Origin of the sequence: Marinobacter mobilis (assembly GCF_900106945.1) — a bacterium.
GTDB lineage: Bacteria > Pseudomonadota > Gammaproteobacteria > Pseudomonadales > Oleiphilaceae > Marinobacter > Marinobacter mobilis.
Genome location: NZ_FNNE01000001.1, coordinates 422,683 through 449,025 on the forward strand (window position 1 = coordinate 422,683; position 26,343 = coordinate 449,025).

Annotated in this window: 27 protein-coding genes; 18 read left to right on the forward strand and 9 right to left on the reverse strand. The window is 60.2% G+C overall.

The window, feature by feature from the left end:
- Positions 1-14: 14 nt before the first annotated feature.
- The 4 genes from BLV11_RS01940 (at position 15) to BLV11_RS01955 (ending at position 3,835) form a co-directional block, all read left to right on the forward strand.
- Positions 15-431 (forward strand): MAPEG family protein, encoded by a 417-nt coding sequence (locus tag BLV11_RS01940; protein WP_091811246.1) that lies wholly within the window; start codon positions 15-17, stop codon positions 429-431.
- 320 nt (positions 432-751) lie between these two features.
- Complete coding sequence (locus tag BLV11_RS01945; RefSeq protein WP_091811375.1) at positions 752-2,158, forward strand: sodium/proline symporter; 1,407 nt, start codon at positions 752-754, stop codon at positions 2,156-2,158.
- Positions 2,155-2,631, forward strand: coding sequence for a universal stress protein (locus tag BLV11_RS01950; protein WP_091811247.1), 477 nt, complete (start codon positions 2,155-2,157; stop codon positions 2,629-2,631). Before BLV11_RS01945 ends, BLV11_RS01950 begins: the two co-directional genes overlap by 4 nt.
- Before the next feature lie 286 nt (positions 2,632-2,917).
- Positions 2,918-3,835: an AEC family transporter gene (locus BLV11_RS01955; RefSeq protein WP_091811248.1), complete on the forward strand. Its 918-nt coding sequence runs from the start codon at positions 2,918-2,920 to the stop codon at positions 3,833-3,835.
- A gap of 2 nt (positions 3,836-3,837) precedes the next feature.
- Here BLV11_RS01955 and BLV11_RS01960 read toward each other — a convergent pair whose 3' ends face one another.
- Both BLV11_RS01960 and cadR read right to left on the reverse strand, forming a co-directional pair.
- Positions 3,838-4,461, reverse strand: coding sequence for a cation efflux transmembrane domain-containing protein (locus BLV11_RS01960; RefSeq protein WP_091811249.1), 624 nt, complete (start codon positions 4,459-4,461; stop codon positions 3,838-3,840).
- A gap of 92 nt (positions 4,462-4,553) precedes the next feature.
- Positions 4,554-5,003 (reverse strand): Cd(II)/Pb(II)-responsive transcriptional regulator, encoded by a 450-nt coding sequence (gene cadR, locus BLV11_RS01965; protein ID WP_091811250.1) that lies wholly within the window; start codon positions 5,001-5,003, stop codon positions 4,554-4,556.
- Positions 5,004-5,120: 117 nt separating this feature from the next.
- On the opposite strand from cadR, the gene BLV11_RS01970 reads away from it, so the two are divergent.
- The 8 genes from BLV11_RS01970 to BLV11_RS02005 all read left to right on the forward strand — a co-directional run bounded on the left by BLV11_RS01970 (position 5,121) and on the right by BLV11_RS02005 (position 14,526).
- Positions 5,121-5,849, forward strand: coding sequence for a UTRA domain-containing protein (locus BLV11_RS01970; protein WP_091811251.1), 729 nt, complete (start codon positions 5,121-5,123; stop codon positions 5,847-5,849).
- Between the two features lie 244 nt (positions 5,850-6,093).
- The gene (locus BLV11_RS01975; protein ID WP_175528249.1) at positions 6,094-7,326 is read left to right on the forward strand and encodes an NAD(P)/FAD-dependent oxidoreductase; all 1,233 of its coding nucleotides are present in this window, start codon (positions 6,094-6,096) and stop codon (positions 7,324-7,326) included.
- Positions 7,327-7,343: 17 nt separating this feature from the next.
- Positions 7,344-8,495, forward strand: a complete 1,152-nt coding sequence (locus tag BLV11_RS01980) for a 2-aminoethylphosphonate--pyruvate transaminase (protein ID WP_091811376.1) — start codon at positions 7,344-7,346, stop codon at positions 8,493-8,495.
- Between the two features lie 20 nt (positions 8,496-8,515).
- Positions 8,516-9,343: a phosphonoacetaldehyde hydrolase gene (gene phnX, locus BLV11_RS01985; protein WP_175528250.1), complete on the forward strand. Its 828-nt coding sequence runs from the start codon at positions 8,516-8,518 to the stop codon at positions 9,341-9,343.
- A 128-nt stretch (positions 9,344-9,471) separates the two neighbouring features.
- Positions 9,472-10,488 carry a putative 2-aminoethylphosphonate ABC transporter substrate-binding protein gene (locus tag BLV11_RS01990; protein WP_375177489.1) on the forward strand — a complete coding sequence of 339 codons (1,017 nt, stop codon included), beginning with the start codon at positions 9,472-9,474 and terminating at the stop codon, positions 10,486-10,488.
- Positions 10,489-10,754: 266 nt separating this feature from the next.
- On the forward strand, positions 10,755-11,825 hold the full coding sequence (locus BLV11_RS01995) for a putative 2-aminoethylphosphonate ABC transporter ATP-binding protein (RefSeq protein ID WP_091811255.1): 1,071 nt from the start codon (positions 10,755-10,757) through the stop codon (positions 11,823-11,825).
- A gap of 42 nt (positions 11,826-11,867) precedes the next feature.
- On the forward strand, positions 11,868-13,598 hold the full coding sequence (locus BLV11_RS02000; RefSeq protein WP_091811256.1) for a putative 2-aminoethylphosphonate ABC transporter permease subunit: 1,731 nt from the start codon (positions 11,868-11,870) through the stop codon (positions 13,596-13,598).
- Positions 13,599-13,620: 22 nt separating this feature from the next.
- Positions 13,621-14,526: an EamA family transporter gene (locus BLV11_RS02005; protein ID WP_091811257.1), complete on the forward strand. Its 906-nt coding sequence runs from the start codon at positions 13,621-13,623 to the stop codon at positions 14,524-14,526.
- An 81-nt stretch (positions 14,527-14,607) separates the two neighbouring features.
- Here the strand turns inward: BLV11_RS02005 and BLV11_RS02010 are convergent, their stop codons facing one another.
- The gene (locus BLV11_RS02010; protein WP_091811258.1) at positions 14,608-15,270 is read right to left on the reverse strand and encodes an HAD family hydrolase; all 663 of its coding nucleotides are present in this window, start codon (positions 15,268-15,270) and stop codon (positions 14,608-14,610) included.
- Positions 15,271-15,444: 174 nt separating this feature from the next.
- On the opposite strand from BLV11_RS02010, the gene BLV11_RS02015 reads away from it, so the two are divergent.
- Positions 15,445-15,834 carry a hypothetical protein gene (locus BLV11_RS02015; protein WP_091811259.1) on the forward strand — a complete coding sequence of 130 codons (390 nt, stop codon included), beginning with the start codon at positions 15,445-15,447 and terminating at the stop codon, positions 15,832-15,834.
- Here the strand turns inward: BLV11_RS02015 and BLV11_RS02020 are convergent.
- Positions 15,831-16,433, reverse strand: coding sequence for a TetR/AcrR family transcriptional regulator (locus tag BLV11_RS02020; protein ID WP_091811260.1), 603 nt, complete (start codon positions 16,431-16,433; stop codon positions 15,831-15,833). The genes BLV11_RS02015 and BLV11_RS02020 overlap by 4 nt on opposite strands.
- 345 nt (positions 16,434-16,778) lie before the next feature.
- Here BLV11_RS02020 and BLV11_RS02025 point away from each other — a divergent pair, with 345 nt between their 5' ends.
- Positions 16,779-17,399 carry a DUF1326 domain-containing protein gene (locus BLV11_RS02025; RefSeq protein WP_175528251.1) on the forward strand — a complete coding sequence of 207 codons (621 nt, stop codon included), beginning with the start codon at positions 16,779-16,781 and terminating at the stop codon, positions 17,397-17,399.
- Positions 17,400-17,618: 219 nt separating this feature from the next.
- Here the strand turns inward: BLV11_RS02025 and BLV11_RS02030 are convergent, their stop codons facing one another.
- Complete coding sequence (locus BLV11_RS02030; RefSeq protein ID WP_091811377.1) at positions 17,619-18,809, reverse strand: RtcB family protein; 1,191 nt, start codon at positions 18,807-18,809, stop codon at positions 17,619-17,621.
- Positions 18,810-19,188: 379 nt separating this feature from the next.
- Between BLV11_RS02030 and trhA the strand changes: the two genes are divergently transcribed.
- On the forward strand, positions 19,189-19,848 hold the full coding sequence (trhA, locus tag BLV11_RS02035) for a PAQR family membrane homeostasis protein TrhA (protein WP_091811262.1): 660 nt from the start codon (positions 19,189-19,191) through the stop codon (positions 19,846-19,848).
- Between the two features lie 3 nt (positions 19,849-19,851).
- On the opposite strand, the gene BLV11_RS02040 is transcribed toward trhA, so the two are convergent.
- The 4 genes from BLV11_RS02040 to BLV11_RS02055 are packed head-to-tail and all read right to left on the reverse strand — an operon-like array spanning position 19,852 to position 24,098.
- Complete coding sequence (locus tag BLV11_RS02040; RefSeq protein ID WP_175528252.1) at positions 19,852-20,472, reverse strand: DUF2894 domain-containing protein; 621 nt, start codon at positions 20,470-20,472, stop codon at positions 19,852-19,854.
- The gene (locus BLV11_RS02045; protein WP_091811264.1) at positions 20,465-21,106 is read right to left on the reverse strand and encodes an OmpA family protein; all 642 of its coding nucleotides are present in this window, start codon (positions 21,104-21,106) and stop codon (positions 20,465-20,467) included. Before BLV11_RS02045 ends, BLV11_RS02040 begins: the two co-directional genes overlap by 8 nt.
- A gap of 11 nt (positions 21,107-21,117) precedes the next feature.
- A complete protein-coding gene (locus BLV11_RS02050; RefSeq protein WP_091811265.1) occupies positions 21,118-23,322 on the reverse strand; it encodes a DUF802 domain-containing protein in 2,205 nt (734 codons plus the stop codon).
- Positions 23,319-24,098, reverse strand: a complete 780-nt coding sequence (locus BLV11_RS02055; RefSeq protein ID WP_091811266.1) for a DUF3348 domain-containing protein — start codon at positions 24,096-24,098, stop codon at positions 23,319-23,321. Before BLV11_RS02055 ends, BLV11_RS02050 begins: the two co-directional genes overlap by 4 nt.
- A gap of 372 nt (positions 24,099-24,470) precedes the next feature.
- On the opposite strand from BLV11_RS02055, the gene BLV11_RS02060 reads away from it, so the two are divergent.
- The 3 genes from BLV11_RS02060 to BLV11_RS02070 all read left to right on the forward strand — a co-directional run bounded on the left by BLV11_RS02060 (position 24,471) and on the right by BLV11_RS02070 (position 26,221).
- A complete protein-coding gene (locus BLV11_RS02060; protein WP_091811267.1) occupies positions 24,471-24,824 on the forward strand; it encodes a hypothetical protein in 354 nt (117 codons plus the stop codon).
- Positions 24,825-24,887: 63 nt separating this feature from the next.
- Positions 24,888-25,721 carry a CPBP family intramembrane glutamic endopeptidase gene (locus tag BLV11_RS02065; RefSeq protein WP_091811268.1) on the forward strand — a complete coding sequence of 278 codons (834 nt, stop codon included), beginning with the start codon at positions 24,888-24,890 and terminating at the stop codon, positions 25,719-25,721.
- Positions 25,722-25,897: 176 nt separating this feature from the next.
- Positions 25,898-26,221 carry an antibiotic biosynthesis monooxygenase family protein gene (locus tag BLV11_RS02070; protein WP_091811269.1) on the forward strand — a complete coding sequence of 108 codons (324 nt, stop codon included), beginning with the start codon at positions 25,898-25,900 and terminating at the stop codon, positions 26,219-26,221.
- Positions 26,222-26,343 lie beyond the last annotated feature (122 nt).

Sequence of the window (26,343 nt, forward strand, 5' to 3'; positions counted from 1 at the left end):
GCGAGGATCCAGGAATGAGCTCACCGACCATGATTACCTTCGTCGGATTTGTCGCGTGGAGTATGTGCCTGCTCGTGCTTATGGAGTCCATCCGTTCCAAGATGGTTCTTACCAAAGAGGTGGCGCCGAACGGCTTTAATCCCGAGAACTCCAATTTGTCGCTGTTTATGCAAAGGCTGGCTCGTGCACATGCCAACTGCCTTGAAGGGCTTCCGATCTTTGGTGGTCTCATGGTTGCCGCCGTGGTGACATCCAATACCCATGTGACGGATCCGCTGGCCTATCTTTTTCTGGGGGCGAGAATCGTCCAGTCTCTGATTCACCTCGCCTCATTAAGCCCGGCTGCCGTAACCATGCGGTTCAGCGCCTTTGCCGTGCAGATGGGGATCGGTGTGTATTGGTGCTACCAATTGCTGGCGGTGTTGGTTTAAGGACTGTGCAGGTTGATCAGTGAAGGTCTGCACCCTTCAGTCGTAAGTCAGGTTGTATGCAATAAGGGGCGTGGATTGAGCTCCGCAATTTCTATGCTCGGTGGTTTGATCGCGGGAGACACTCATCTCGTATTCTTTTCGGGTTCCCGGTGTCGTGGTCGATGTCGTCAGGGGGCGTCAAAGATCGGGTCGCTCCTGAGTTCAGGTTTAAGGCGGAAATGGATGCGGTCCAGCGTCGGCAGATTTGATCTGGCGCATTGGCATGAGTAGCCAGCACCTGTAGGTTGTGCTTAAAGCCATTGTCCGATGACGTGATTGATATGACGATTACTGCCTACAGCTTTATTGTCATCCTGCTGGTGTTCCTGGGCATTGGTTTGTCCTCTATCCGCAGGAAGCACCACGACGTCAACGACTACCTGACCGCAGGCTACACCACAGCTCCCTGGCTGATCGGACTCTCGTCAGTGGCGACCAACAACTCCGGGTATATGTTCATTGGGCTGGTGGGGTACACCTGGGTCGCCGGGGTGTCGGCCTACTGGCTGGCCCTGGGTTGGCTGGTCGGCGACTGGCTGGTTTGGCAGGGGTTTCACCAACGTTTGCGGGCCTACTCTGAGGACCATCCAGTCAATACGATCCCTGCACTGACCGCGCTGAATCCGGCCATGGAATCTAGCCCGCTGCGGGTGGTCTCGGCGCTGATCACCCTGGTGTTCCTGACCGTATACGCTGCGGCCCAGCTTAAGGCTGGCGGTAAAGCCCTGGAAGCGATGTTTCATTGGCCGATCTGGCTGGGGGTAGGGATTGGTGCCTTGGCGGTATTGCTGTATTCCTTTGCCGGCGGGCTGAGAGCGTCCATTTGGACCGATGTTGCCCAGTCCTTTGTGATGCTGTTCGGGATGGTCACTCTGTGCGTCGCTGGCATGATCCACGCAGGCCCGCCCTGGGTGTTGGCAGACACCCTGGCCAGTATTGATCCGGTGCTGATGGAGTGGCAGCCACCGAACCTGGCCTTTGGGTTTGTTTCCTTTTTGCTGGGTTGGTTGGCGGCGGGTGTGGGGGCTATTGGCCAGCCCCACATTCTGGTTCGTACCATCGCATTGCGTAGTCCGGAGGATGTACCTGCGGCGCGCCGGGTGTACTTCGGCTGGTATCTGCCCTTCGCAGTGCTTACGGTGACGGTGGGGCTCTATGCTCGGGCTATACTGGGCGCCGAAGTCGCCGATCCGGAATTGGCTTTGCCCATCATGGCCGACGAACTGTTACCGGAGGTACTCACGGGTATGGTCATCGCAGCCATTTTCGCGGCGACGCTATCCACCGCAGACTCCATGTTGTTGTCCTGTTCCGCGGCCATCAGTCAGGATCTGATACCGCGCTTTGGCCAGTCCTACATCCGCACCAAGTTTGGCACCCTGGGCATTACCCTGGTGGCGTTGGTGATTGCGATCCTGGCGCCGGCCAATGTCTTTACCCTGGTGGTTTTCGCCTGGTCGGCCCTGGGCGGCACGTTGGGGCCGGTGATTGTACTGCGTGTGTTTAAAGCCCGGCTTAGCCGGGCTACCGCATTGGCGATGATGGCCGGAGCCATGGTGACCCTGCTGGCCTGGCAGGCACTGGGCTATTCTGGCGCCATGTACGAGTTGTTGCCGGCGTTTGTGGTGTCTTTCGGCATCTACGGCGTTCTCAGGTTGTTTAATCCGAAGGAGGCAATCGACGCATGAACGGGGACCGTAAACTCAAGGTGCTGTACGCCTGTGACCCGTTCCGGGATCTGACCAGCCTCAATCCGGGAGGCGGGTTGTTCGGGCCGGAGACCGCGTCTCTGCTGGTGGTGATGGTCTGTGAAGTGCCCCAGGAAAGCCTGTCGTGGTTTCGTAAGAATCTGTTGCCTCCCCACCAATTGCGAACCCAGGTGGTTGCCCGCGAAGAGGAACTCCAGGAGCGGATGTACGACGTGGTCAAACATCTGGAGTCTCTGGGGTATGAGGTGGATTCCAAGGTCTTGCGGGGGCGTCTGATCGGCGAGTGCATCGTCGATGTGGCTCAGCAAGAAGCGGTGGACCTGATTCTGGTGGAGCGCCGCCGGCAGTCGCCATGGCAACGCCTGTTGCTGGGTAGCGTGACCGACTACCTGAACCGCCACGCTGACCAGCCATTGCTGATTACGCCTTTGCTGGATGGCGCTATACGATAAAGTGGGTAGCAACTAAAGCAGGCTCTATTCCAGACGGTTATTGGCGCCCGTCCCTCTGCCCCAATAACGACGACTCTCATCGAGCGGCCCCTGGCCAGCGATGCCTTCTCCAGCGAATATACTCGGGCTCTGGTTCGCAAGGATCTGGATCGATGGGTACATTGTCCACATACTGCGCTGTTTGACTGAGGTTCCCAGAGTAGAAAGAGCGATCGATCTGGAGGGTGAGGTGATGGTCCTTCCTGGTCGACACAGTGACGAGAACTGGATGGAGCGTTAAAAACTGATGACCGCAGCACTGGCACTGCTATACAAGATGCTTCCCCTCTACGTCACGGTGGCTCTGGGTTGGGTGGCTGGTCGCTATCTGGAGGCCAGCGGGCGGCATATCGCGGGAATCATGCTGTACATCGTCACCCCGTCGGTGGTGTTTTCCGGCGTGATGAGTGCACCGCTGTCGGCGGAAGTGGTGCTGTTGCCCTTCCTGACATTTACCCTCAGCACGGTGGTTGCGCTGGCTCACAGGGCTTTGGGGCGGCGCTGGATTCACGACGACAGCATCAACATCATTCCGTTGTCCACCGGCACCGGCAACACCGGCTACTTTGGTATTCCGGTGGCGTTGCTGTTGTTCGGCCAGGAGGGGCTGGGCCTGTATATCGTGGCCATGCTGGGGACAACCCTGTTTGAGACCTCGGTGGGCTTCTATCTGGCGGCCCGTGGCCGGGAAGGGGTGAGGGCTTGCCTGCTGCGGGTAGCTCGGTTGCCGTCGGTGTATGCCTTTGCCCTGGCGGTGGTACTGAACCTGTCAGGCTTCAGTATTCCGCAAGTGTTCGAGCCGCTGTTCGATAACCTGCGTGGGGCCTACAGCATCTTTGGCATGATGATCATCGGCATGGGCATTGTCAGCTTCCGCGGACTGGCCGGAAACTGGCGGTTTACCGCCTTGTCGTTCTTCGGCAAGTTCGTTAGCTGGCCGCTGGCGGCCCTGTCGTTCTGGTGGCTTGACGGCCAGTTCTGGGGGATCTACGGTCCCAATGTCCACAGGGCGTTGTTTCTGGTGTCCATCACTCCCATAGCGGCCAATACGGTGGTGATTGCCACCCTGCTCGACACCGCACCCAGGCAGGCCGCGGGGACGGCGCTGCTGAGCACGTTGTTTGCCCTGGTGTACATCCCGATTATGGTGGCGGTTTTTCTCTGACCTCAGGAGGCGCAGGCCTTGGCTTCGGTGATGTCACTGCGAGCGTGACCAATGATGCTGACGCCGGAGCTGACGGCCAGTCCCCCCATCACCGCAGCCACCAGCAGATCCGGCCAGGCACTGCCGGTGCCGAACACGCCCAGTGCTGCCAGCATGACCGCAAGGTTGCCCAGAGCATCGTTGCGGCTGCACAGCCACACTGAACGCATGTTCGCGTCACCACCGCGGTGGGCGAACAGCACCATGGCTACCGACACATTGGCCACCAGCGCCATGGTTCCCACCACTCCCATGGTCATGGCTTCGGGCGCCACACCTGATTGCAGGTTCCAGGCGGCCTTGGCGAGCACCGCAACCCCAAACAATAGCATGGTCACCCCCTTGACGAGCGCCGCCCGTCCCCGCCATAGCAGCCCCATGGAGAGTACGCTGAGGGAGAGCACATAGTTGGCACTGTCACCAAAGAAGTCGATCGCGTCAGCCATCAGCGCAGCGGAGCCCGACTGGATACTGGCGATGCCTTCAAGCAGGAACATGGCCAGATTTACCCACAGGGCAAACCACAGGGCCCGGCGGAAGCGGGTATCGGTTTCTTTGGGCTCCGGAGCGGAGCATTGGCAGGACATAGCGACCTCCTTGAGTCTGGGTATGACGCTATTTAAAACCCTGTAGCGACTACAGGGTCAAGCCCCATCGGTCACGTGACGATGGATCGGGGTCAGTGGCCGTGGCTGCCCGGGATATGGTTTTTGTGATCGTTGTGTCCGATCGGATCTGGTGCTTCGGTCAGTCCACCGAGAATTCCGCATTGTTCAACGGTGCCTTCGTTGGAGCAGGTGTTACGCAGACGCTCAAGCTGCTGTTCCAAATGCTGAAGTTCCCGAAGCCTGGTTCTGACGTGGCTGAGATGGCGGGCGAGCAGGTCGTCCACTTCCTGACAATTGCGTCCCGGTTGTCCGGCCAGATCAAGCAGTTCGCGGATTTCATCCTGGGTCATATCGAGACTGCGGCAGCGACGAATGAACAGCAGGCGCCTGAGATGGTCCTCACTGTAATGGCGGTAACCGCTGCTTTCCCGGGCGGGTTCGGGCAGCAGGCCGATTTTTTCGTAATAGCGGATGGTTTCCACGGCAATGCCGGTTTGTTTCGATACCTGGCCAATTTTCATGGAGGGAGCCTGTGTCATTGTCCGGTGTGATACGAAAAGCTTAGCGGCTTTGTCATACTTGCGTCACCTGTCCCCGGTAGGGTCGCGGGATTTGTCATCCACAGGAAACAAAAAAGCATGCCAGAGCGGGATCACAGTGCAGCCATCGGACCGATTTATCTGCGTGTCCGGGACCATATTGCGGATCAGATCGAACAGGGTCTGCTGCAACCCAACAGTCGCTTGCCGTCGGAGCGGGTGCTCGCCGAGAGCAATAACACGACCCGGGTCACCGCGCGGCTGGCCCTGGCGCAACTGGAAGCGGAAGGGCGCATCTACCGTTCCAACCGCCGCGGCTGGTTTGTGTCGCCACCAAGGCTGGTCTACAACCCCACCGAGGATTACAGTTTTTCCGAGAACGTTATGGCCCAGGGGCGGACCCCGGCGACCGAAACCCTAGAAGTAACCCCCACTGAAGTTACCGCCTGGCTGGCCTCGAAAACCGGCCTTGCAGAAGGCGACTCGCTGGTGAGACTGCGCCGGAGGCGGCAAGTGGATGGTCGTCCGGTGCTGGTGGAAAACATCTATCTCAATGCCCGCCGTTTGCCCGGTATCGAACGTTTCGACTTCAACCGCTCGCTGTGGAAATTGCTGCGGGAGCATTACGGTCTTGAGCTGGTGCGCAAGCAGATCGAAATGTTCCCCACCGCACTGATTGACCCCCAGGCTGAGGCGCTGGGCGTTACCGCTGGAACGGCGGGGCTCTACGTGACCCGCTGCAGCCGCGATCAGGACGGCTGCTTTGTGGAGTTCGACGAAGAATTCTGGCTCCATGACACTCTGAGTATCCAGGTGGAAGTGGGCTAGCCCATCATATTGCCCGTTGATTGTTTATTGTCGGGCAACTCAATACCTTGGGGCGGCAGGTGTGGCTACCTTCAAAGCGGCGAAACAAGGTAGCCGCGCCTGACGTCTTGCACCAGACGCCTAAAGCATCAAACTCCAAATCCCCGCCATCCAGCCCGAAAACTTCAACCTGTCATAGCAAGGTCATCAAACCGTCATAGTGTCTCGCCAAACTGGTCTATACCAGATGAGCGAGAGCCACACTATGTCCACCTCCCAACACCCGGATGTCGTCATTATCGGCGGCGGCATCCTCGGATGCTCCATTGCCAGCTACCTCAGCCGCACGCCCGGTCTGTCGGTGGTGGTGCTGGAACGCCACGGCCTCGGTGAACAGACCACCAGCCATGCCGCTGCGCTGTTGACCCGGGTACGCCCCCACAGGGAACTGACCCGGCTGGTGATGGAAACCTTCCGGGCAATTGACGCGCTGGGTGAGGCGGTCAGTGAGCCCTTACCTTTGCGCAGGGTCGGAAGCCTGCAGGTTGCGACTTCAGAACCGGGTCGGCGCCAGATTGAACAGATTGCGGGGCGTGCGGCCGAAGTGGGCGTGGCCGCTTATGGGATCTCCGCGGACGAAGCCATGGAGCGTGCGCCCTGGCTGACACTGGATCAGCACACTGCCGCCCTGTGGCTGCCGGATGACGGCTACATTGACCCTTACAGCCTTTGTATGGCCTACGCCGTCCAGGCCCGCCGGCAGGGCGTCCGGTTTCGGCTGCAGCAGAGCGTCAGCGACCTTCTTCAGCGAGGTAGCCGGGTCACCGGTGTACGACTGGCCAGCGGTGAATGCATTCACGCTGGTACCGTCATCGATGCTGCGGGCCCATGGAGTACGGCCCTGGCTCGTCAGCTGGGGGTAAACCTGGGCATGGCGCCGATTCGCAGTCATTACTGGATTTCTGCGCCTCACCCCCGAATCCCATCCGATGCGCCGATGACGATCTTGCCCGACAGCGGGGCCTATGCCCGCCCGGAAGTGGGCGGCCTGCTGTTCGGACTGCGGGATGAGCAGGCCGTGTTCGCCCGGGCCGACCGGTTGCCGGACAGCCTCAATGATTACTGCTTTGACGTCGACCCCACGGGCGACGAAGCCCTGGCTTCCGGCTACCAGGGGCTGCGCCAGCAGTGCGCGATCCTCGATGAGCTGCCGCTGGCCCACTACATCAGCAATATATCCAGCTATACCCCCGACGGATTCTACCTGTTGGGTGCCATGCCGGGTGTCGATGGCTTCATGGCGGCCACCGGCTGTTCAGGCGCTGGCATCGGTATGTCTGGGGGCATCGGCCGCTTCATGGCCGAGTTGGTGACCGGTCAGCCCCCCTTTGTCTCTCCCGAGCCGTTCCGGCTGGACCGATTCGGTGCCATTGACAGTTTCGACCCCACCTTCATTCGTCGTTGCGCCGAGGCGCGAGCCCGCAAACGCACCGGCTAGATCTCATGGAGATGTTTATGAATCAGCAAGACCCTTACCTGCTAACGCCCGGCCCTCTGACCACCAGTGCCACGGTCAAGCAAGCCATGCTCCATGACTGGGGCTCCTGGGACGACGATTTCAACGCCATGACGGCGGAAGTCTGCCGGCGATTGCTGGACGTCGCGGGCGGCGCGGATAGCCATGTCTGTGTGCCGGTGCAGGGCAGTGGCACCTTTGCCGTTGAAGCGACCCTGGGAACGCTGATTGCGCCGCAAAGCCGCACCCTGGTGCTGATGAACGGGGCCTATGGCCAGCGTATTGGCAAGATCCTCGATACCCTCGGGCGCGCCTACGTGGCCATCGACAAGGGGGACTATCGTCCGCCCCGCGGGCATGAGGTGGCACAAGCCCTGGCGGCAAACCCCGATATCGGCCAGGTGGTGGTGGTTCACTGTGAAACCAGTTCCGGCATTCTCAACCCCATTGGGGAGATTGCCGAGGTCTGTCGTCAGGCGGGAGTGCGCCTGATCATCGACAGCATGAGTGCCTTTGGAGCCTTGCCGGTGAACGTGGCCGAGCTGCCCTGTGCGGCCTTGGTGTCGTCTGCCAACAAATGCTTTGAAGGGGTGCCTGGCTTTGGCTTCGCCATTGTCGAGCGGGAACTGCTTGCGGCTTCTGCGGGGCAGTGCCACAGCTTGTCGCTGGATCTGCACGATCAGTGGCAGTACATGACTAAAAGTGGCCAGTGGCGCTATACCCCGCCCACTCACGTGGTTGCCGCTTTCCTGCAGGCGATGAAAGAGCACGCGGCCGAAGGTGGCGTCGATGGTCGCCTGGCCCGTTATACCCGCAACCGTGACCGTCTGGTGGCGGGCCTGCGGGCACTCGGTTTCCGGACTCTGCTGGTGGATGAGTGGCTGTCTCCAATCATTACCACCTTCCTGTCTCCGCACAGTCCGGCTTTTGATTTCGGGCGTTTCTACAACGCCATCAAGGCGCAGGGATTCCTGATCTACCCCGGCAAGCTGACCGTGGCCGACAGTTTCCGCGTTGGCTGCATTGGCCAGCTCCATGATGAACAGATCGATGCGGTCATTTCCGCCGTTGCCGCCGCCTGTCAGGAGCTGGGGCTGTCGTTGCCGGTAGCGGCACCCGCAGAGACTCCCGATAACCTCGAAACTGCCTGAATTCCCCCAAGGAGAAAGTGATGTACACCTATACCCGTCGTTACACCGGGCCGCTGCAGGCGGTGATCATGGACCTGGCCGGTACCTGCGTGGATTTCGGATCGCTGGCGCCAATCCAGGCCTTTCTCAAGTTGTTCGAGGCTGAAGACATCGACCTGTCGGAAGCCGAAGCCCGAGAGCCGATGGGCACGGAGAAACGAGAGCATATCCGTCGCCTGTTGGCGATGCCGAGGATTCGTAAACAGTGGCAGCTGCGCTTCAACAAGGCGCCCGATGACCGCGATATCGACCGTCTCTACCAGGCGTTTCTGCCGCTGCAAACCGCCGCCATTGCCGAGCGTGCCGAGCTGATTCCCGGTGCTCTGGATTTGCAGACCCTGTTGCGGGAAGAGGCCATCGCCATGGGCGTCAACACCGGCTACAGCCGGGAAATGGTGGAGGTGATGCTGCCACGGCTGCACGCGCAGGGCTTTGAGCCGGCAAGTGTGGTGGTGGCCACCGAGGTGCCCCAGGGGCGTCCGGCACCGCACATGAGCCTGAAAAATGCCATTGAGCTGGGCGTCACCGCTGTGCAGGCCTGCGTCAAGGTGGACGACACCGCGACCGGGATTGAGGAAGGCCTGAACGCGGGCATGTGGACGGTGGCGGTGGTGGCCTCAGGCAATGCCATCGGTCTCGGCGAGGATGAGCTGGCCGCGCTTGACGACGCTGACAGGGCTCGACGGCTGGCCGACGGTCATCGCGTGATGGCCGCGTCAGGTGCTCACTATGTGATTGACAGTATTGCTGATTTGCCAGAAGTGCTGGTGGATATTGACCATCGTCTGGCGGCTGGCGAACAACCTTGAGAGGTTGCATGCAATCGTCATCAGGTTGTCACCTGACTGCAATGAAATGACCCTAAAGTGAGTTTGATAACTGGTATAGACCAATAACGATCTGATTCATTCCCACTTGCTGAAGGCTGAAGGAGATTATCGTGAAACAACTCAAGAAAGCACTGGCTCTGGCCGCCCTGACCGCGGCCATGGGCGCCCAGGCCCAGACCGAGCTGACCGTATACACCGCGGTTGAAGCCGAAGATCTGGCCAAGTACGCGGAGCGTTTTAATGAAGCCCATCCGGACATCAAGATTAACTGGGTACGTGATTCCACCGGTGTCATCACCGCTCGCCTTCTGGCCGAGAAAGAGAACCCGCAGGCGGACGTGGTCTGGGGGCTGGCCGGCACCAGTCTGTTGCTGCTGAAGAACGAGGGCATGCTGGCACCCTACGCGCCGGAAGGTCTGGATGCGCTTTCACCGAAGTTCCGCGACAGTGACGAGACCCCTTCCTGGGTCGGTATGGACGCGTGGATGGCGGCGATCTGTGTGAACACGGTTGAAGCCGAGGCCAACAACCTGCCGATGCCGACCAGCTGGCAGGACCTGGCCAACCCGGTCTACCAGGGCCACGTGGTCATGCCGAACCCTAATTCTTCCGGTACCGGCTTCCTGGACGTGTCTGCCTGGTTACAGATGATGGGTGAAGACAGTGGCTGGACCTTCATGGATGGCCTGCATCAGAACATCAGCCGCTATACCCACTCCGGTTCCAAGCCCTGCAAGATGGCTGCGTCTGGCGAGACCACCATCGGTGTGTCGTTTGCATTCCGTGGTGCCCGTCTGAAGGAGCAGGGTGCACCGCTGGAGCTGGTGTTCCCGTCTGAAGGTCTGGGTTGGGAAGTTGAGGCAACGGCGATTGTGAATGGGACCGACAACCTGGAGGCGGCCCAGACTCTGGTGAACTGGTCGATCAGTCGTGACGCCATGGAAATGTACAACGAGGGCTACGCCATCGTTGGTATGCCGGGTGTCGCCAAGCCGGTCCAGAATTTCCCGGCCAATGCCGAGGAGCTGATCATTGATAACGACTTCGCCTGGGCTGCCAGCAACCGGGAGGCCATCCTGGCTGAGTGGGCGAACCGTTACGACAACAAGTCTGAGGCTGAGTGATTCGGGCGTTAGCTCGCTAGCCTGAAAGGCCTTGCCAGTGGCCGATGGCGGCTCTTCCTTCGCCGCCCCTCAAGGTACGTCCATGTACCTGGCGGGGCTCCGCGGCTTCCTGCCGCTGCTACGGAAGAGCTGTCACCGGCCACGTCGAAGTTTTGCGATATTCCCGGTCGTGCAGATCGGCTGTCACAGAACGCAGTGACGTTTAACCAAAGCATTTCCTCTCCGGTTGATCGGAGAGCCATATTTCGCACAGCAGGGGATAAACCATGACCCAACAAACCCAGGGAAGTCGTCTCGAAATCCACGGAGTTCACAAGAACTTCGGCGATTTTTCTGCCCTCAGGGACATCAATCTCACCATCGAACCGGGTGAGCTGGTGTGCTTCCTCGGGCCGTCCGGGTGTGGCAAAACCACCTTGCTGCGGATCATTGCCGGGCTGGAGCAGCAGAGTGCCGGCCAGTTGCTTCAGGGCAACGACGATATTTCCCTCAAGCCACCCAAGGATCGGGATTTCGGTATCGTATTCCAGTCCTATGCGCTGTTCCCCAACATGACCGTGACCGCCAACATCGCCTACGGTCTGCATAGTGTTGGTACGCCCAAGGCCCGGATTCGGGAGCGGGTGGCGGAATTACTGGAGATGATTGGTCTGGCCGAGCATGCCAGGAAATACCCGGCGCAATTGTCCGGCGGCCAGCAACAGCGGGTGGCCCTGGCCCGGGCATTGGCGCCGTCGCCCGGATTACTGCTGCTGGATGAGCCGTTGTCGGCGCTGGATGCGAAGGTACGCCACCATCTGCGCAGCGAGATTCGCAGTCTGCAGAAACAGCTGGGGGTAACCACCATTATGGTGACCCATGACCAGGAAGAAGCTCTCGCGATGGCGGATCGCGTCGTGGTGATGAACAACGGGGTGATTGAGCAGGTCGGTACGCCGCTGGAGATCTACCAACAGCCGCAGTCGGCCTTTGTGGCCGAATTTATCGGCGCGATGAATTTTATCGACAGCGCGCCGCTGAATGGTCAGCGGGTGATGGTTGGAAACCGTGCAGTGGACGTGGTGCGTCCATTGCCGGAGGGCAAGGGGGGCGTGCGTCTGGCGATTCGTCCTGAGGATGTACACCTGCTGCCCAGCGGCGATGGTGACTGGGAGGGGCGGGTCGAGGCCATGGATTACCTGGGTGCTTTTATCCGAACCCAGGTTCGCCTGACGGATGTTGCTCTGGACCTGGTCGTGGATGTTGATCCTCGCTCGGCGCGACAGTTGGAGCTGGCGGTTGGCAATCGGATCTGCCTGCATCTGCCCTCCGACGCACTTCACTGCTTCGCAGCCTGAAGCACGGTTATCTCCAAGTTTTGACCCTGGTAAGACCCACCCATGATTGATTCTGCAACGCTTCCTTCCCGAAATCACGTCACCGGACCGGCCTTGGCCGGCCTGCGTCAGAAGCTGTCCGACCGCGGGCCCTTTGCCGCACTGCTGGTGGCCGGCTGTGCCGTCTTGTCGCTGCTGGTGCTGGCACCGTTGTATACCCTCTTGTCGAAGAGTGTGGAGAACCGGGCCGGGGAGTTTGTCGGTCTAGAGAACTTCGCCCGTTACCTCAGCTCGGGCGGTATCGAATCGGCCTTCCTGAACTCCCTGTGGGTGGCTGGGCTGAGCACGGTGATTGTGGTTGGCCTGGCGTTCATGGCCGCGTGGGCGCTCACGCGCACCCGGCTGCCGCTGACCGGCTGGGTTCGTGGGGTGTTGGTGTTGCCGATTCTGGCACCGTCACTGCTGCCAGCCATTAGCCTGGTGTACCTGTTCGGCAATCAGGGGGTATTGAAGGGCTGGCTGTTCGGGGCCGAGATTTACGGGCCGATCGGGATTGTCATGGGGTCCTGCTTCTGGACCTTTCCCCATGCCCTGATGATTCTACTGACCGCGATGGACAACGCCGACGGTCGCCATTACGAGGCCGCCTCTGCGCTCAAGGCCAGCGCCTGGCGCACCTTCTGGACAGTCACGGTACCCGGTGCCCGCTACGGTCTGGTGAGTGCGGCATTTGTCGTGTTTACCCTGGTGATCACTGACTTTGGTGTGCCCAAAGTGATCGGCGGGCAGTTCGATGTGCTGGCCACCGACATCTACAAGCAGGTGATTGGCCAGCAGCGTTTTGAGATGGGGGCGGTGGTCAGTGTCCTGCTGTTGCTGCCGGCGATGCTGGCCTTCTTTGCCGATCGCTATGTACAACGTAAACAGTCGGCCAGCTTTACCGCCCGGTCTGTCCCTTACAAGGCCCGGGCTGACCGTAAACGGGATGTCCTGGGTGCGCTGGTGCTGACCCCGACCGTGGTGTTCATCCTTGCCATCATCGCAATGGCCGTGTACGCCTCGTTCGTGACCTTCTGGCCCTATAACCTCGACCTCAGCCTGAACAATTACCAGTTCGGTCGTATGGACGGTGGTGGCTGGGGCGCTTACTTCAACAGTTTGCAGCTGGCGCTGGGCACCATGGTGCTGGGTACGGTCCTGGTGTTCTTCAATGCCTGGCTGATGGAGCGCACGCCCCAACCGAAAATCCTGACCGGGGTGTTTCAGTTTCTTTCCCTGCTGCCGCTGGCGGTACCGGGACTGGTCTTGGGGTTGTCCTACATCTTCTTCTTCAACCATCCGGACAATCTGCTTAATGGTATTTACGGTACGCTGCTGATCCTGATTCTCTGCACGGTGAGCCATTTCTACGCGGTGTCACACCTGACCGCGGTGACCGCCCTGAAACAGCTGGACAAGGAATTTGAGGCGGTGGGGGAATCCCTCAAGGCTTCCCGTTGGCGGGTGCTGTTCACCGTCACCCTACCGCTGTGCCTGCCCGCGATTCTCGATGTGGCGCTGTACCTCTTTGTCAACGCCATGACAACAGTGTCAGCCGTGGTGTTCCTGTACGGCCCGAATTCCCAGCTGGCGTCTGTGGCAGTACTGAGCATGGACGAGGCGGGAGATATCGCACCTGCGGCCGCCATGGCCATACTGATCACCGTGACCTGTGCCGGGGCCAAACTGATTCAGGGGGCACTGCGCTTCTGGGTGGACCGCTCCACCCGTGCCTGGCGCCAGGGGACGGAATGAGCTGGCGGCCTGACGTCTCGCTATGACCCTCGCCGCCATTCTCATTGTCCTGATTTCTGCCCTCGCGCATGCTGGCTGGAATCTCTTTGGCAAGAAAGTCAGCCCCAGCGGAGCGTTTTTCTGGTACAGCACCCTCTGGGGTGCCGTATTGACCTTGCCGGTGCTGCTTTACTACCGTTCATTCCTGTTCAGCCTGGATGCGACAGTCTGGTGGCTGGTGCTGGCCACCGGTTTCTTTCAGGCCACCTATCTCAGCGCCCTGGCCGCGGCCTATCGGCACGGCGAACTGTCGGTGGTGTATCCGCTGGCCCGCTCCTCCCCATTGTTGATCCTGCTGGTGGGCACGGTGTTCCTGGGCACAGCCGAACGTATTACCGGCGCCGCCGTGGCGGGTATTGTGTTGATCGTGGCTGGCTGCATGGTGTTGCCGATGCATCGGTTCCGGGATTTTCACTTCGCCAATTACCGTAACCTGGCCACGTTGTTTGCCCTGTTGGCCGCGGCCAGTACCGCCGGTTATTCCCTGGTCGATGATGCCGCCACCGAGCGAATGCGTGAGCTGCTGTCCGGTACCGCGCTGGATGGGGAGGTTGCCCTGGTGTTTGTCATCCTGCAGGCCTGGTCGGCGCTGGGCTGGCTGAGTGTCGGGCTGTCCGTGCAGGGTGCCGAGCGCCGCCTGCTGCGTGAACTGGCGACCAGCTGGCGTAGCACTATGGCCGCAGGCACCTTGATTCTTGGCACCTACGCGCTGGTGGTCTGGGCCATGGCTTATGCCGATGATGTCAGTTATGTGGTGGCCTTTCGCCAGATCAGCATTCCGATGGGGGTGGCCATGGCGTGGTATTTCCTGGGAGAGAAACTGCACCCGCCGAAACTGGCGGGGGTTGCCGTCATACTGGCCGGATTGTTACTGGTGGTGCTGGGGTAGGGGGGCAAAAGATTGCCTTGTTGGCTGCTCAGCGGGGGACAGAATTGAAGTCTGTCCCCCCTGTCCGGAGAACGCGAAGAGTCACCCCCGAGCCTTTTCGTCAACATAAATCGGCCAGCGTTCAGCCTGGGCGTGGGCCCGAAGAATGGGGTCCGGATTCATCGCGACCGGATGATCAACATGCTGTAGCAATGGCAAGTCGTTGTGGGAGTCGGAATAGAACCACACCCGCTCCGGCGTGGCCGTACGGTCAGCCAGCCACTGTTTCAGGGCATCAACCTTGCCATCGCGGAACGGACGGCGAGGGCCAATGGCGCCGGTGAGGGTATCTTCCTGCCACTCGATTTGTACGCCGATGCTGTCGTCAATACTGAGCGCATGGCCAATGGGCGCCACCAGGTGCTCACCGGTCGCGGAGATAATCAGCACATCGTGGCCCTGGCGTCGGTGCCAGTCCACCCGTTCACGGCCAACGGCCAGCGCCCGCGGGAGGATTTCGAGGGCGACAAAGCGCTCAACCAGCTCGGCCACTTCGCTGCGATGCCAGCCCCGCAGCGGTTCCAGGCTGAAAGCCATGTAATCTTCCAAATCCATTTTGCCCGCGTGATAGGCGGCCATGAAGGCGCTGTCTCGGGCGTTGGCATCCGGCATGGTATCAATGCCTTCAGCGCGAAGGAAATGGGTAAACAGTTGGGAACTGTCCCCGTGAATCAGGGTTTCATCCAGGTCAAAAACAGCAAGCATCGAACACTCCTTTGGTATAGACCAGATTGTGAGTCGGGCGTGTTACGGGGGTGTGACAGTTGTTCACCTGACACCGGGCTCTGGTGAGGCTGGCTGGTGACGGTCAGCTTTCCTGACTATCTTGTCTGTTTGGCGTCCGTCGCGATGTGCTGCTCATCAGGGAGTCCGTTGACCATGACCATCAACCTGTTCTGGAAAGCCTCGCTCATCTGGCTGCTGATCGCTGCGCTGGCGGTGGTCAACGGGATCTTCCGGGAGCAGGTGCTGGTGCCGCTGGTTGGGGCGCAGTTGGCGTTGCCGACCAGCGGAGTGCTGCTGGCGCTGATCGTACTGGCGGTAACTTTTGTCAGTGTCCGCTGGCTTGCCGGGCCCTATTGGTGCGTCGGGGGGCAGTGGCTGGTGATGACCCTGCTGTTTGAGTTCGGCTTTGGGCATTGGGTGGCTGACAAGCCCTGGCCGCAGCTGATGCAGACGTTCAATGTCTGCAGTGGGGATCTGTTCGTGCTGGTCTTGCTGGTGACGCTGGCAGCGCCGTCCCTGATGGCCAGGCTCCGGGGCCGTTAGCGTTGCAGGCCCCGGGTCAGTAAATCGATCATCTCATCCATTGCCTGGCGTCCGCGCTGTTCGTCGTAGTCACCGCATACTTCCATAATCACTGCGCCATGGATACCTGCCCACAGGGTTCTTACCGTAGCTTCCGGGTCGGCGCTGACCCGCAGGCGCCGCTCTGCCATGCCGGTTTTGACGAAGTTGGCGAACAGTTCAAAAGCCGCTGAACGGCCCAACACCCCGAACAGGTCGGCTTCAATGGCGACCGGTGTGGTGCTGGCCAACAGCAGGGCGCGGTCAGAGCAGGCCAGCTCGCGGTAGATATGTGCGGCGCGGCGCATCAGGGCGTCCACCGGGGTGGTGGGGATCGCGGACATAAGCCGTTGCTGCCACTCCTCCACCCAGCTCTCGTAGAGGGCGCGAATCAGGCCGGGTTTATCGTTGAACAGCGTTTGCAGGGTGGTCTGGGGAGTGCCTGTCAGGCTGGCCAGCTGCTCAAAGTTGAGCGCGGCCATCCCTTCGCGACGGACCACATCGCGGGCACTGTTGACCAGTTGTTTACGCAGGGCGGCGGTGTCAGCCTCAGACCCTACATCATGCGTGTTCTGGTTCATCAAAGCCGTCCTATGTTATGGCGTTGGTAACGGTTTGACCTTCTGGAAGATTAGCACTTTCCCCCCAGATTGACACGGGCTGACAACCGCGGCCCGGCATGTCGTTGCTGCGAGCTCTGTTAGGCCTGCTCCGCTTTAGGCGTTGTTACTACCTGATCGTCTGTCTGCCGCCGTCCTTGCGCCCCATCCGTCTTAGGTGCTGCTCCTGCGGCGGTTAAACTAAGTGTTAACCGCCCCGTTTCCCTGGGGCATTGTCCGGTTGGTGGAATGCGTCATGGGCGCGTCTGCAATGATGGGAGCACCGTTCCGGGGTCAGGGGGGCTGAGAGCGCGAAGGGGTGATGCTATGAACAGGTGGAATTTCGAGGCCGATTATTTCACGGCCTGCAATTGCGACTGGGGGTGTCCCTGTAATTTTAATGCCCGCCCGTCGGAGGGGCGCTGCATGGGCTGGGGAGTCTGGAATGTCGTCAGAGGACAATTCAATGAGGTGTCCCTGGACGGCACCCGGTTTGCCCTTTACTACAAGTTTCCCGGGCCGGTTGAAGAAGGCGGCGGTACCGCCTGTGCCTATATCGACTCGCGAGCCAACGGGGCCCAGCAAAATGCTCTGACCGAGATCGGTACCGGCAAGGCGGGCGGAGGTATTTTCGGTTTGTTTGGCGCCGAGCTGGTGACTACCTGGTTGCCGACCAAAGTGGTGCCCATCGAATTTGAATTCGTGGATGGCACTGGCAGGGTCAGTATTGAGGGGTTTGGTGAGGCGGAAAGTGAACTGCTGAGCTACCCCGATGGCACAATCATTCGCCCGGAGCTTGAGTTGCCACACGGCATTGAGTACAAGCAGGGGCTGATGACCAACGCCAAACGCTGGTGGTGGCGGGATGAGGATCTGCTGGCCAGCTATGCGGACCGGTATGGTGCAGTGGCGAGGGTGAAGTTTACTGAGGATGGCTGCATCGGCTGAGGCAAAAAAGAAGGGCCCTTCGGCCCTTCGTGGTTTTCCTGTTGTTCACCGCCTGACAGCTCATCTTGCCAGTCTTCGAACTCATCCAGCGCCTGGCGCCGGTCAAGGCGAGGGCGGTGGGTGAGTTTGGCGTCCTGATGCGCGCCGCCTTTGCGCATGAGCGGGTCGCAAGCGGCCCAGTTACGCATGGGTTTTGGTGCTTTCGCCATTTCTGTCTCCTTATCCTTTGACGCACACGACCTGTTTGAGGGTGTGCACAACCTCGACCAGATCACTCTGATTGGCCATGACTTCATCGATATCCTTGTAGGCGCCGGGAATTTCATCCAGAACACCCTTGTCTTTCCGGCATTCCACACCCCGGGTCTGAGCCTCCATATCGGCGTGATTGAACTGCCGTTTAGCCTGAGTGCGGCTCATCTTTCTGCCTGCACCGTGGGAGCAGGAGCAGAATGATTCGGCGTTGCCCTTGCCCCGGACGATGAAGGACTTGGCCCCCATGCTCCCCGGAATGATCCCGAGCTGATCCTTGCCGGCGGCAATCGCGCCCTTGCGGGTCAGGAACACCTGTTCGCCGAAGTGGGTCTCCCGCGCCACGTAATTGTGGTGGCAGTTGATGGCCTCCTTGCTCACCTGGAACCCGGGCAGGTGCGGGCGGATCGCATCCACCACCAGTCGCATCATCTCGCGACGATTGACCAGGGCATAGTCCTGGGCCCATTCCACCGCCTGCACGTAGTCATCAAAGTGATCCGCCCCTTCTGAAAAGTAGGCCAGATCCTTGTCCGGCAAATGCAGTTGGTGGCGTTGGGCGTCCTTCTTCGCCAGGCTGATGAAGTAGCGGCCGATGACGTTGCCAATGCCCCGGCTGCCGGAGTGCAGCATGATCCACACATCCTGGCTTTCATCGATGCACAGCTCGATGAAGTGGTTACCACCACCGAGAGTGCCAAGCTGCTTCGCCCAAACCTGCGGCTTTTGCATCTTGGTCAGCCCCGGGTGTTTGCCCAGAATCGCATCCAGCTCAGCGTCCAGCTGGGCCACGGACTTACGCTGGATGCTTGGGCGGCTGTGCACGTCGAAGCCCACCGGTACGGCGGCTTCGATGGCGCTGCGGATTCTGCGCAGGCTCTCCGGTAGCTGGCTGGCCTTGAGGGTTAGCCGCACCGCGTTCATGCCACAGCCAATATCCACGCCGACGGCGGCGGGGATGATGGCTCCGAGGGTCGGAATGACCGAACCCACCGTGGCGCCAATGCCCATATGTACATCCGGCATGGCCGCAATGTGGCTATGGACGATGGGTAGCTGGGCAATATTGGCCAGCTGGTTGAGGGCACCGTATTCCACCTGGTCGGTGTAGATTTTGACCGGCACCCTGCCTTTGTTGATCGTTGTCCGAATCGGCATAACGAAATCCTTCTCCAATTGCTTCGCTCCGGCGATCGTGGCGCCCATACGAAAAAACCCTGGTGAACAGGGTCCACCAGGGTTTTATGCGTCTTGCATACCACTGCGCCGGAAGACCTTATGCCTTCCAGCCGATAGCGAGGAAGGCCGTATCAGTAACTAGATACCTGCTTGAGTTGTGACATGTTTTCCTCCCTGGACGTGGTGCCCGGCGAAGATGCGCCGAGTGAGATGAATGAATGGCGGCTAGCATACGCCGGTTTTTTGGGTTTGCAAAGGTGGTTGTTATGTGATCAAAAAAAACTGGGCCATACTCAACCAAGAGATCATCGAACTGACATACGGAAGGGGTATAGGTTAGGGAATTGGAGGATATACGATGTCTGATCTGAACACCGATCAAGTAGCTGTCAGGGAACAAACCTTCGCTGAGGAAATGGTGAACGCACTGACTCACGGGGTTGGGGCGTTGATGGCTGTGGCTGCGGCGACGCTGCTGATTACCCTCGCAAGTCTGGATGGCGATCCCTGGAAGATTGTCAGTGTGTCCATCTACGGAGGCTGTCTGTTTCTGCTGTACGCGGCGTCAGCGCTTTACCACGGCATTCAGCATGTTAAGGCCAAGACACTCCTCAACATATTTGATCACTGCTCGATCTATCTGCTTATTGCGGGCACCTATACGCCGTTTCTGCTGGTAACGATACGCGGCCCCTGGGGTTGGGGACTGTTCGGGGTGGTTTGGACCTTCGCGGCAGTTGGTATCGTGCTCAAGATCGTCAAGTCTCGAAAGTACGAAACAGCACACCTGCTCAACTACCTGGTCATGGGCTGGCTGATGGTGCTGGCGTATGACGAGCTACTGGCTCAGAGCTCAGAGTTTGTCGTGAACATGATTGTCGCCGGAGGGATTTCCTATTCGGTCGGGGTAATCTTCTTCATCATGGACCGGGTGCCGTTCATGCACGCGATCTGGCACCTGTTTGTGCTTGGTGGGAGCACCTGCCACTACATCGCCGTATTTGCCGACCTACTGTGACCTTCAGGCTTTCTTGCCCATGCGCTCCAGCCAAAGCAGGGTGTCGACGTAGCCTGCAAAGTGATGGGCATACGCCGGTGACAATGCGCGCATTTGCCTGATCGCTCGGGTCACCAGACGGTGCGGGTTCATGGGGCCGGCATCCTCCGGGGTTCGGGCAATCGCCTCGTCAATCAACTGATCCATTGCTTGTCGGGCCTGCTGTGCCCGGAGCTCGCTGAGGGCTTTCAGCTCCCGGCGGGGCGGAGCGATGGCCGGGGCGGATGCGGGTGTTGCGGCGACCGGTACCTGCCAGGGGCCATGCGCGGGCAAACCCTCGGCGCCAGGATCGGCGGCTCCATCCACTTCCTGGAGTGCCTGCAGGAGCGCCCCCAGGGGCGAGGTGCGTGCAGGCGCGGCGGTTGGCTCTGGGGCGCAGCGTCGGGCCTCGGCAAACCGGGCTTCGAATTCGTCCAGGGCGCGGTTTAAACGGTCAGCGGTATTCCCACCGGTGCGGGACCTGGCCTGCAGGCGGCGTGTCAGCGACGCCAGGTAACAGAACTGAACCGGGTCGTAACGCTCCGCCCCGTCGGCTTTGAGTCGTTCCAGCCGCCTGGCGTGGTCATAGCCAATGGCGTCAGTCACTGTCGCTGCTCTCCTGGGCAAGGCGAGGTACCGTGCTGATCTCTACCCGACGGTTCTGGGCCCGGGACGCTTCGTCCTCATTGGGGACTGCCGGGTGGTTGGGGCCAAAGGCGGCGGCAAATACCCGCTCTTGCGGCATGCCCTGTTCCACCAGAGTGCGGGTGACCGTCAAGGCCCGTTGAGCCGATAGCCCCCAGTTATCATCGTAGCGCGCGTTACCGCGTCGAATGGGCAGGTCATCGGTGAACCCGCTGACCATGAGCAGCTCGTCGTGCTGGCTCAGGTAAACCTGCAGTGGCGCAACCAGCGATTGCAGGAGCTCGCTGCCCTCGGGCTGCAGCTGATCGGAATTGAGCCCGAACAGGACGTTGCCACTGATTCCGATGCGGCCATCGCGAAAGGTGATGCGGCCGCTGGCCAGCGGGTCAGCCAACGCCTGCTCAAGGGCCATCCGGCGTTGCTCTTCGGCCAGGCGGGCCTGCTTTTCCTGTTCCAGAGACTGGCTCAGTTCGAGCTGGACACCAATAACCCAGACCAGCACCAGCACCAGAATGCCGACCAGTGCCGCCATGAGGTCTGAAAAGATCGCCCAGACTGGTGTTGCCTGGCCGTCGACATCGTGAATCTCTTCCATCAGCGCCGTCCTCAGCCTGCGATGGCGGCAGACTGGCCGGCGGGCTTGCCGCGAACAGCTGCGAGCGCATCAATGACGTCTTTCTGCGACGCCATGCTCAGCTCGATGATCTCCCTGGCCTGTTCTACGTAGTAGGCCAGCTGTTCATCACTGCGGGTTGCGGATGCCGCCAGCGACTGCTCAACCTGGCTCAGGCCGCCCACCAGTTTGTCGTTGGATTCGCTGAACAGCTTCACCGCAAGATTGAAGGCCTCGCTCAGACTGGCCACTTCCTGGGCGCTGCCGGTGACGTCGTCGGCCACTTCGGCCAGCCGGTCGTGCTGTTGGCCGACCTGCGCCGAGAAGGCTTCACTGACGCCATTGAGGGTTTCACTGGCCGAGTGGATCAGCGTTTCGATGGCGTCCCGTTGGGCGGTCGCGGCGTCACGCTGGCTGCTCAGAAGGGTATCGAGCTCGCTCATGATGCGGTGGCGTTCGTCCAGCAGTTCGTTGTCCCGTTCGGCGTTGCGGGTCATCTCCTGGCGCAGCTGGGTAATGACTTCAGCGGCAGCTTTCGGGGTTTCCGAGGCGGTTTCGATCAGCCGCGTCATTGGGGCTTCGAGGGCGTTCCCAAGCTGGCTGATATGGCGGGTGACGGCGTCTTCCAGCTCGGCGAGCCTTCGAATAGCTGCCTCGCCCCGTGCCCCCTCTTCCTGGTTAAGCAGACTCAGTTGCTGGCGAACGGCGACCATCAGTTCCTCCAGACCGATCTGCTGGCCGCTCAAAAGCGCCTGGGTGGTTGTCTGGAACGACTCGCTGTGAGACGTGAGCGAGGTGCTGATTTCAGTCAGTTGGTCGCCGGTGCGCTCCGTCATCTGCTGATGACTCTGGCTGACTTGCGCCAGCAGTTTCCGGGCTTCGTCACGCAGTTCAGCCTGGTGGCTCCTGAGCGACTCGCCGACCGTTTTCGCCAGCTCAGCGCTGTATTGTTGATGCTCCGCGAGACCGCTGTGCCAGCTGCTGGCGGCACGCTCTGTGGCGGCATTGAACTGCTGGCTGACGTCGGCCAGCTGCTGGCCGGTTTGCTCGGTCAGCTGGTGATGGGTTTGAGCCACCTGCTCCAGCAGGCGCTGTGTGCTGTCGCTGAAGCGGTTGTTGTGGGCCTCGAGCGTCTGCCGGATATCGTCGGCAAAAGCCTGGTTGGCCTGATGGTGCTCGGCCAGGCCCTGTTGCCAGTGGGTTGCTGCCCCTTCAGTGGTTTGCTTGAACTGCTGGGCGAGGGTGCTCAGCTGCTGTTCAGTGATACTGGTGATCTGCTGGTGCGTCTGGCCAGCCTGTTCACCAAGCATCAACATCGCCTGTTCCATGATCGGCTTTATGCCTTCCGCGGCCAGGCGACTGCTGTCACGCAGATTGTCCTGAAGCGATCGGGCTACCGAGTCTGCCAGTTGTTGGTACTGGGCCGAAACCGCTGAATGAAACTCGCCCTGATTGCGGGTGAGGGTGCTGCTCAGTTGGTCGCTCATCTGTTCAAGGCGGTCGGTCATGCTCTGCATGGCGGTGACCAGTTCTGGCAGGGTTTGCGATTGTGTCTGCAATGCCGTGAACGCCTGTTCCCGCTGGTGGTTAAGGGAAAGGTGATGAAGTTCCTGGCGCGCCTTGCTTTCGAGCTGCCGGGAAACCAGTGTTCGGTCGCGGCGGCTGAGGGTAGCGGCAAGCCCCAGCATGGCAGAGGCGGCCACGCCAGCGATGGAGGTACCAAACGCAAGGCTGAGGCCCTGAATCGGTGCTGCCAGTGCGCTTCGAATGGCGCTGAGCTCAGTGCTGCCATTAAGCGCGGTGGCTGCGCCATCAAGGGTCACAATCATGCCGACAAAGGTGCCCAGCAGGCCCAGCATGACCAGAAGGCCTGTCAGATAGGGCGTCAGCATGGGGCCCGGCAGGGCCACCGGGGCGCCTTCGACGCGACGGCGTACCGCGTTTTGCAGTGTCGGGGGGAGCCCGGCAATCCAGTCGGTAAGCCCGTCCCTGGTGGTGGGCAATTGGGTCAGACTGGTTGCCAGTTGGCCTGTGGTGTGGCGGAAATGCACCAGCTCCAGAAAACCGAAGCCGTAAACGCCGCCAATCAGCAGGGTGACGGCCAGAGCGATCAGGTCTGATTCACGAAAACCCAGCCCGATCCAGCCAACGACGCTGGCGCCGAGCAGAAAGGTCAGGATAAATAGAATGCGTGTCATGGGGCGTTGCTTACCTCGTGAGTGTAGGCGTCCAGCAAACCAACCGCGGGCTCCAGGCGAACATCCAGTTCAGCGAGTAACAACATCTGCATTTCCTGGCAGTACTGGTGGAGCCAGCCTCCGGGCCTGGTCCAGTCCTGGACAGGGGGGCGGGCCGGGTCATGGTCTTGCTGGTCGAAATTCATTTGCTGCCGACTCTGCCAGAGGGTTTCGAAGCGCTTTTCGAGTACCGTGGGCAGGGTGGCGAAACACTGGCTGGTGTAACCTGCCAGGGTGTGGTCAAACACGGTATCCAGTTGCGCCAGGTGCGCCATTGCCGGGCCAGACGTGGCGACCGCAGCGCGAATACGGGTGCGGAGCTGGCGTGTGCCAGCGGCCAGTTCCCGTTGGCGGGCCAGGTAAAAGTTCTGGTAAGGCATAAACTCCGGCGAGACACGGGGGTCTTCGTCGAGGTCCGGTTGCGGCAGGCCCGGCATGGTGTCCGATGGCGAGGCGGAAAAGCTCTGGCGCACCCGGTCGGTCATCTTGCCGCGGGTGGCGACCAGATCGGCCCTGAGCTTGTCAGCCATTCCCGAAGAGGGCTCAAAGGGTCCCTTGGGGCGGAAGCCGATGGCGGAATCCAGGTCCATCGTGTCCCCCAGACCAAACAGGCGCCCAAGTCGTTCGGCAAAACAGGCATGGCTGTCGGTCGCGGCAGTCTGGCTGATCGCCGCCACGAGTTGCACCAGACGGGCACTGTGCGGAGCAGCCTGGGGGATTGTCCGGGCAATTGTCATCTGGCGGACCCTGAATAACGCGCCGGCCCCGAAGAGATTCCCGGGCCGGGGGCAAAAATGAAAGGCGCCTATTCTAATCGCTAATGGACAGGGATGACATTCACTTCAGGGCCGTATTCGCCACGTCATCGTTAAACGATTGAAACTATTCCTCCACCCTGGGTGTTTGGTGCCGGTTCTGCCGCGAGAAGGAAGGGCGCAGACAGCACCAGACAGCAGCGGGAGCAAGTCGCTGCGATACAGAGATGGTAGGCTCCCAAGCTGGTGAAACCTTTGGCGTATGAGATAAGGTTAGCCGAACAGAGTTGTACGCAGGACACATGGGAACACCATGTTCAGTCCAGGAGATCCAGGTTCTTAGGGAGAAGTAACATGAAGCCCGTGTTGGTGCTGTTCATGGCGGTTATGCTGGTTGGTTGTGCATCGATGGTGAGGGATGGCGCCATAATTCGGGCTCAGGACAATTTTGCCGATGGTGATTATGCCGATGCGATCGCCATCGCGGACCGGGCCCTGAACGCCTACGATTATAACGACGACCAGCGGGCGCAATTGCTGTTCCTGAAAGCCGTCAGTTACCAGCGCATGGAGGACTACCAGGGAGCTCTGGCCCTGTACCGGTACATCGCATACAAGTACCCGGAAACGGAATATGGCTTTCGGGCGGCGACCATTCTGCAATCTGTGGATAGCCAGAAGACCAAGTCATCGGGGCAGTCCACGTAATTGTAACCGGTCGGCTTTTGCCCGGCAGGATATGAGGCTAATGTCAAAAACCGAAGGACTCCCATGCTGGCGATTGGAATAGCCTATTCCCTGTGTCTAATCCTTGCGGGCTTGAGCCGTGATCGTCGCCTTCGCTATGGCGGTGCCCTGGCGATACTGGTGGCCGCTGTCGCCATGGGATACAGCTCCTGGCTGTTTGGGGTGTATGCACTGGGATATCTGTTGCTGTCGGCCTGGATGGTGGAGTGGCAAGCCCGAAACTGGTTGCGGGTCGTTCGTTACGGTCTTTGGGTGGTGGCTACCATTCCCCTGTTGATCCATCAGGCGCCTGGCTACGAAGGGGTGCTGGTGGCCGAGCACGTCGTGCTGAAGCCCGGCAGCATCGCGACAGATCTGTATTTCAATCACGACAAGGTTTGGGTGGCCTGGTCACTGCTCGGGTGGTTACCGCTCTTCCGACAAAGCCTGACACCCCGACGGGGTTTCTTACCCTGGCTGACGCCGTTTCTGCTCTTTCTTGGCATGGCACTGATCATGGCGCTGGCGCAGGTTCAGGGACTGGTGCAATGGCAGCCCGGCGTCGCGGCCTGGCTAGGTGTTTTTGCCCTCTCCAACCTGCTCAACACCTGCATTGCTGAAGAGCTGCTGTTCCGAGGGGTGGTCCAGCGCCAACTGGTCATTCGCTTTGGCTGGATTGTCGCTCTGCTGGTGACTTCGTTGCTGTTCGGTATTGCCCACCTGCCCGGAGGCTGGGGGTATGTCCTTGTTGCCGGATTTGCGGGCCTGGTCTACGGCCTTGCGTACCTCTGGACCGGTCGACTGCTCTGGGCGGTACTGGTCCACTGGTTGCTCAACCTTTCCCACATTTTGCTGTTTACGTACCCAATGTCTGCCTAGGGAGGCTCTGAGGATCGCTAGCGCGATTGTGCCCATGGTTGTTTCATGGTCGGATTTCAATCAGGGGTTCAGGTAGTTCATTAGGGGGCGCCAGACATAGCGACGTGGCTGGGCTGAACGGCACCGACCGCCCATTGGCTACACTGGAGGTAGCCGGTCGATAAAAGGGGTTGCCCATGAAGTACATCTTCGAAGTGCGGATCAGGGATGGCTATAGCGTTGAGCAGTACGCCGATGTCTGGGTTCGGGCATCTGAGCTGATCCAGCAGGCGCCCGGTGCCCGCGGCACCGAATTGCACCGCAAGATTGGCGATCCCAATGCGTTGATTGCCATTGCCCACTGGGACAGTAAAGCCGCCCGGGATGCAATGGAAGCCCGCCACGACGCCCGGGTGGTGGACATCATTCGCTCGGCAGCTCCGTCGGTGGAGATTCGCCTGGTTGGTGAGTATGAAGAGCCGGACTGGGTGGTGTTGCCTCCCGGCGTACCAGCAGGGTGAGGGTCATGGCCGATCATCTGGTTGCCCTGCACAAGGAGCGCTGGTCCGGAGGCCGGATCCGTGGCGGGAGAGGAATGACGCAATTTTCGGCAACTACGTACAAAACTTTTCAAATTTCAACG

Coding starts and splice junctions, on each gene's coding strand:
- BLV11_RS01940 (WP_091811246.1), top strand. CDS start 15: ATGAGCTCACCGACCATGATTACCTTCGTCGGATTTGTCGCGTGGAGT.
- BLV11_RS02065 (WP_091811268.1), top strand. CDS start 24,888: ATGCTGGCGATTGGAATAGCCTATTCCCTGTGTCTAATCCTTGCGGGC.
- BLV11_RS01955 (WP_091811248.1), top strand. CDS start 2,918: ATGACCGCAGCACTGGCACTGCTATACAAGATGCTTCCCCTCTACGTC.
- BLV11_RS01995 (WP_091811255.1), top strand. CDS start 10,755: ATGACCCAACAAACCCAGGGAAGTCGTCTCGAAATCCACGGAGTTCAC.
- BLV11_RS02005 (WP_091811257.1), top strand. CDS start 13,621: ATGACCCTCGCCGCCATTCTCATTGTCCTGATTTCTGCCCTCGCGCAT.
- BLV11_RS02060 (WP_091811267.1), top strand. CDS start 24,471: ATGAAGCCCGTGTTGGTGCTGTTCATGGCGGTTATGCTGGTTGGTTGT.
- BLV11_RS01980 (WP_091811376.1), top strand. CDS start 7,344: ATGAATCAGCAAGACCCTTACCTGCTAACGCCCGGCCCTCTGACCACC.
- BLV11_RS02015 (WP_091811259.1), top strand. CDS start 15,445: ATGACCATCAACCTGTTCTGGAAAGCCTCGCTCATCTGGCTGCTGATC.
- BLV11_RS01950 (WP_091811247.1), top strand. CDS start 2,155: ATGAACGGGGACCGTAAACTCAAGGTGCTGTACGCCTGTGACCCGTTC.
- cadR (WP_091811250.1), bottom strand. CDS start 5,003: ATGAAAATTGGCCAGGTATCGAAACAAACCGGCATTGCCGTGGAAACC.
- BLV11_RS01960 (WP_091811249.1), bottom strand. CDS start 4,461: ATGTCCTGCCAATGCTCCGCTCCGGAGCCCAAAGAAACCGATACCCGC.
- BLV11_RS02000 (WP_091811256.1), top strand. CDS start 11,868: ATGATTGATTCTGCAACGCTTCCTTCCCGAAATCACGTCACCGGACCG.
- BLV11_RS01975 (WP_175528249.1), top strand. CDS start 6,094: ATGTCCACCTCCCAACACCCGGATGTCGTCATTATCGGCGGCGGCATC.
- BLV11_RS02045 (WP_091811264.1), bottom strand. CDS start 21,106: ATGGAAGAGATTCACGATGTCGACGGCCAGGCAACACCAGTCTGGGCG.
- BLV11_RS02025 (WP_175528251.1), top strand. CDS start 16,779: ATGAACAGGTGGAATTTCGAGGCCGATTATTTCACGGCCTGCAATTGC.
- BLV11_RS02070 (WP_091811269.1), top strand. CDS start 25,898: ATGAAGTACATCTTCGAAGTGCGGATCAGGGATGGCTATAGCGTTGAG.
- BLV11_RS02030 (WP_091811377.1), bottom strand. CDS start 18,809: ATGCCGATTCGGACAACGATCAACAAAGGCAGGGTGCCGGTCAAAATC.
- BLV11_RS01970 (WP_091811251.1), top strand. CDS start 5,121: ATGCCAGAGCGGGATCACAGTGCAGCCATCGGACCGATTTATCTGCGT.
- phnX (WP_175528250.1), top strand. CDS start 8,516: ATGTACACCTATACCCGTCGTTACACCGGGCCGCTGCAGGCGGTGATC.
- BLV11_RS02055 (WP_091811266.1), bottom strand. CDS start 24,098: ATGACAATTGCCCGGACAATCCCCCAGGCTGCTCCGCACAGTGCCCGT.
- trhA (WP_091811262.1), top strand. CDS start 19,189: ATGTCTGATCTGAACACCGATCAAGTAGCTGTCAGGGAACAAACCTTC.
- BLV11_RS01945 (WP_091811375.1), top strand. CDS start 752: ATGACGATTACTGCCTACAGCTTTATTGTCATCCTGCTGGTGTTCCTG.
- BLV11_RS02050 (WP_091811265.1), bottom strand. CDS start 23,322: ATGACACGCATTCTATTTATCCTGACCTTTCTGCTCGGCGCCAGCGTC.
- BLV11_RS02020 (WP_091811260.1), bottom strand. CDS start 16,433: ATGAACCAGAACACGCATGATGTAGGGTCTGAGGCTGACACCGCCGCC.
- BLV11_RS02010 (WP_091811258.1), bottom strand. CDS start 15,270: ATGCTTGCTGTTTTTGACCTGGATGAAACCCTGATTCACGGGGACAGT.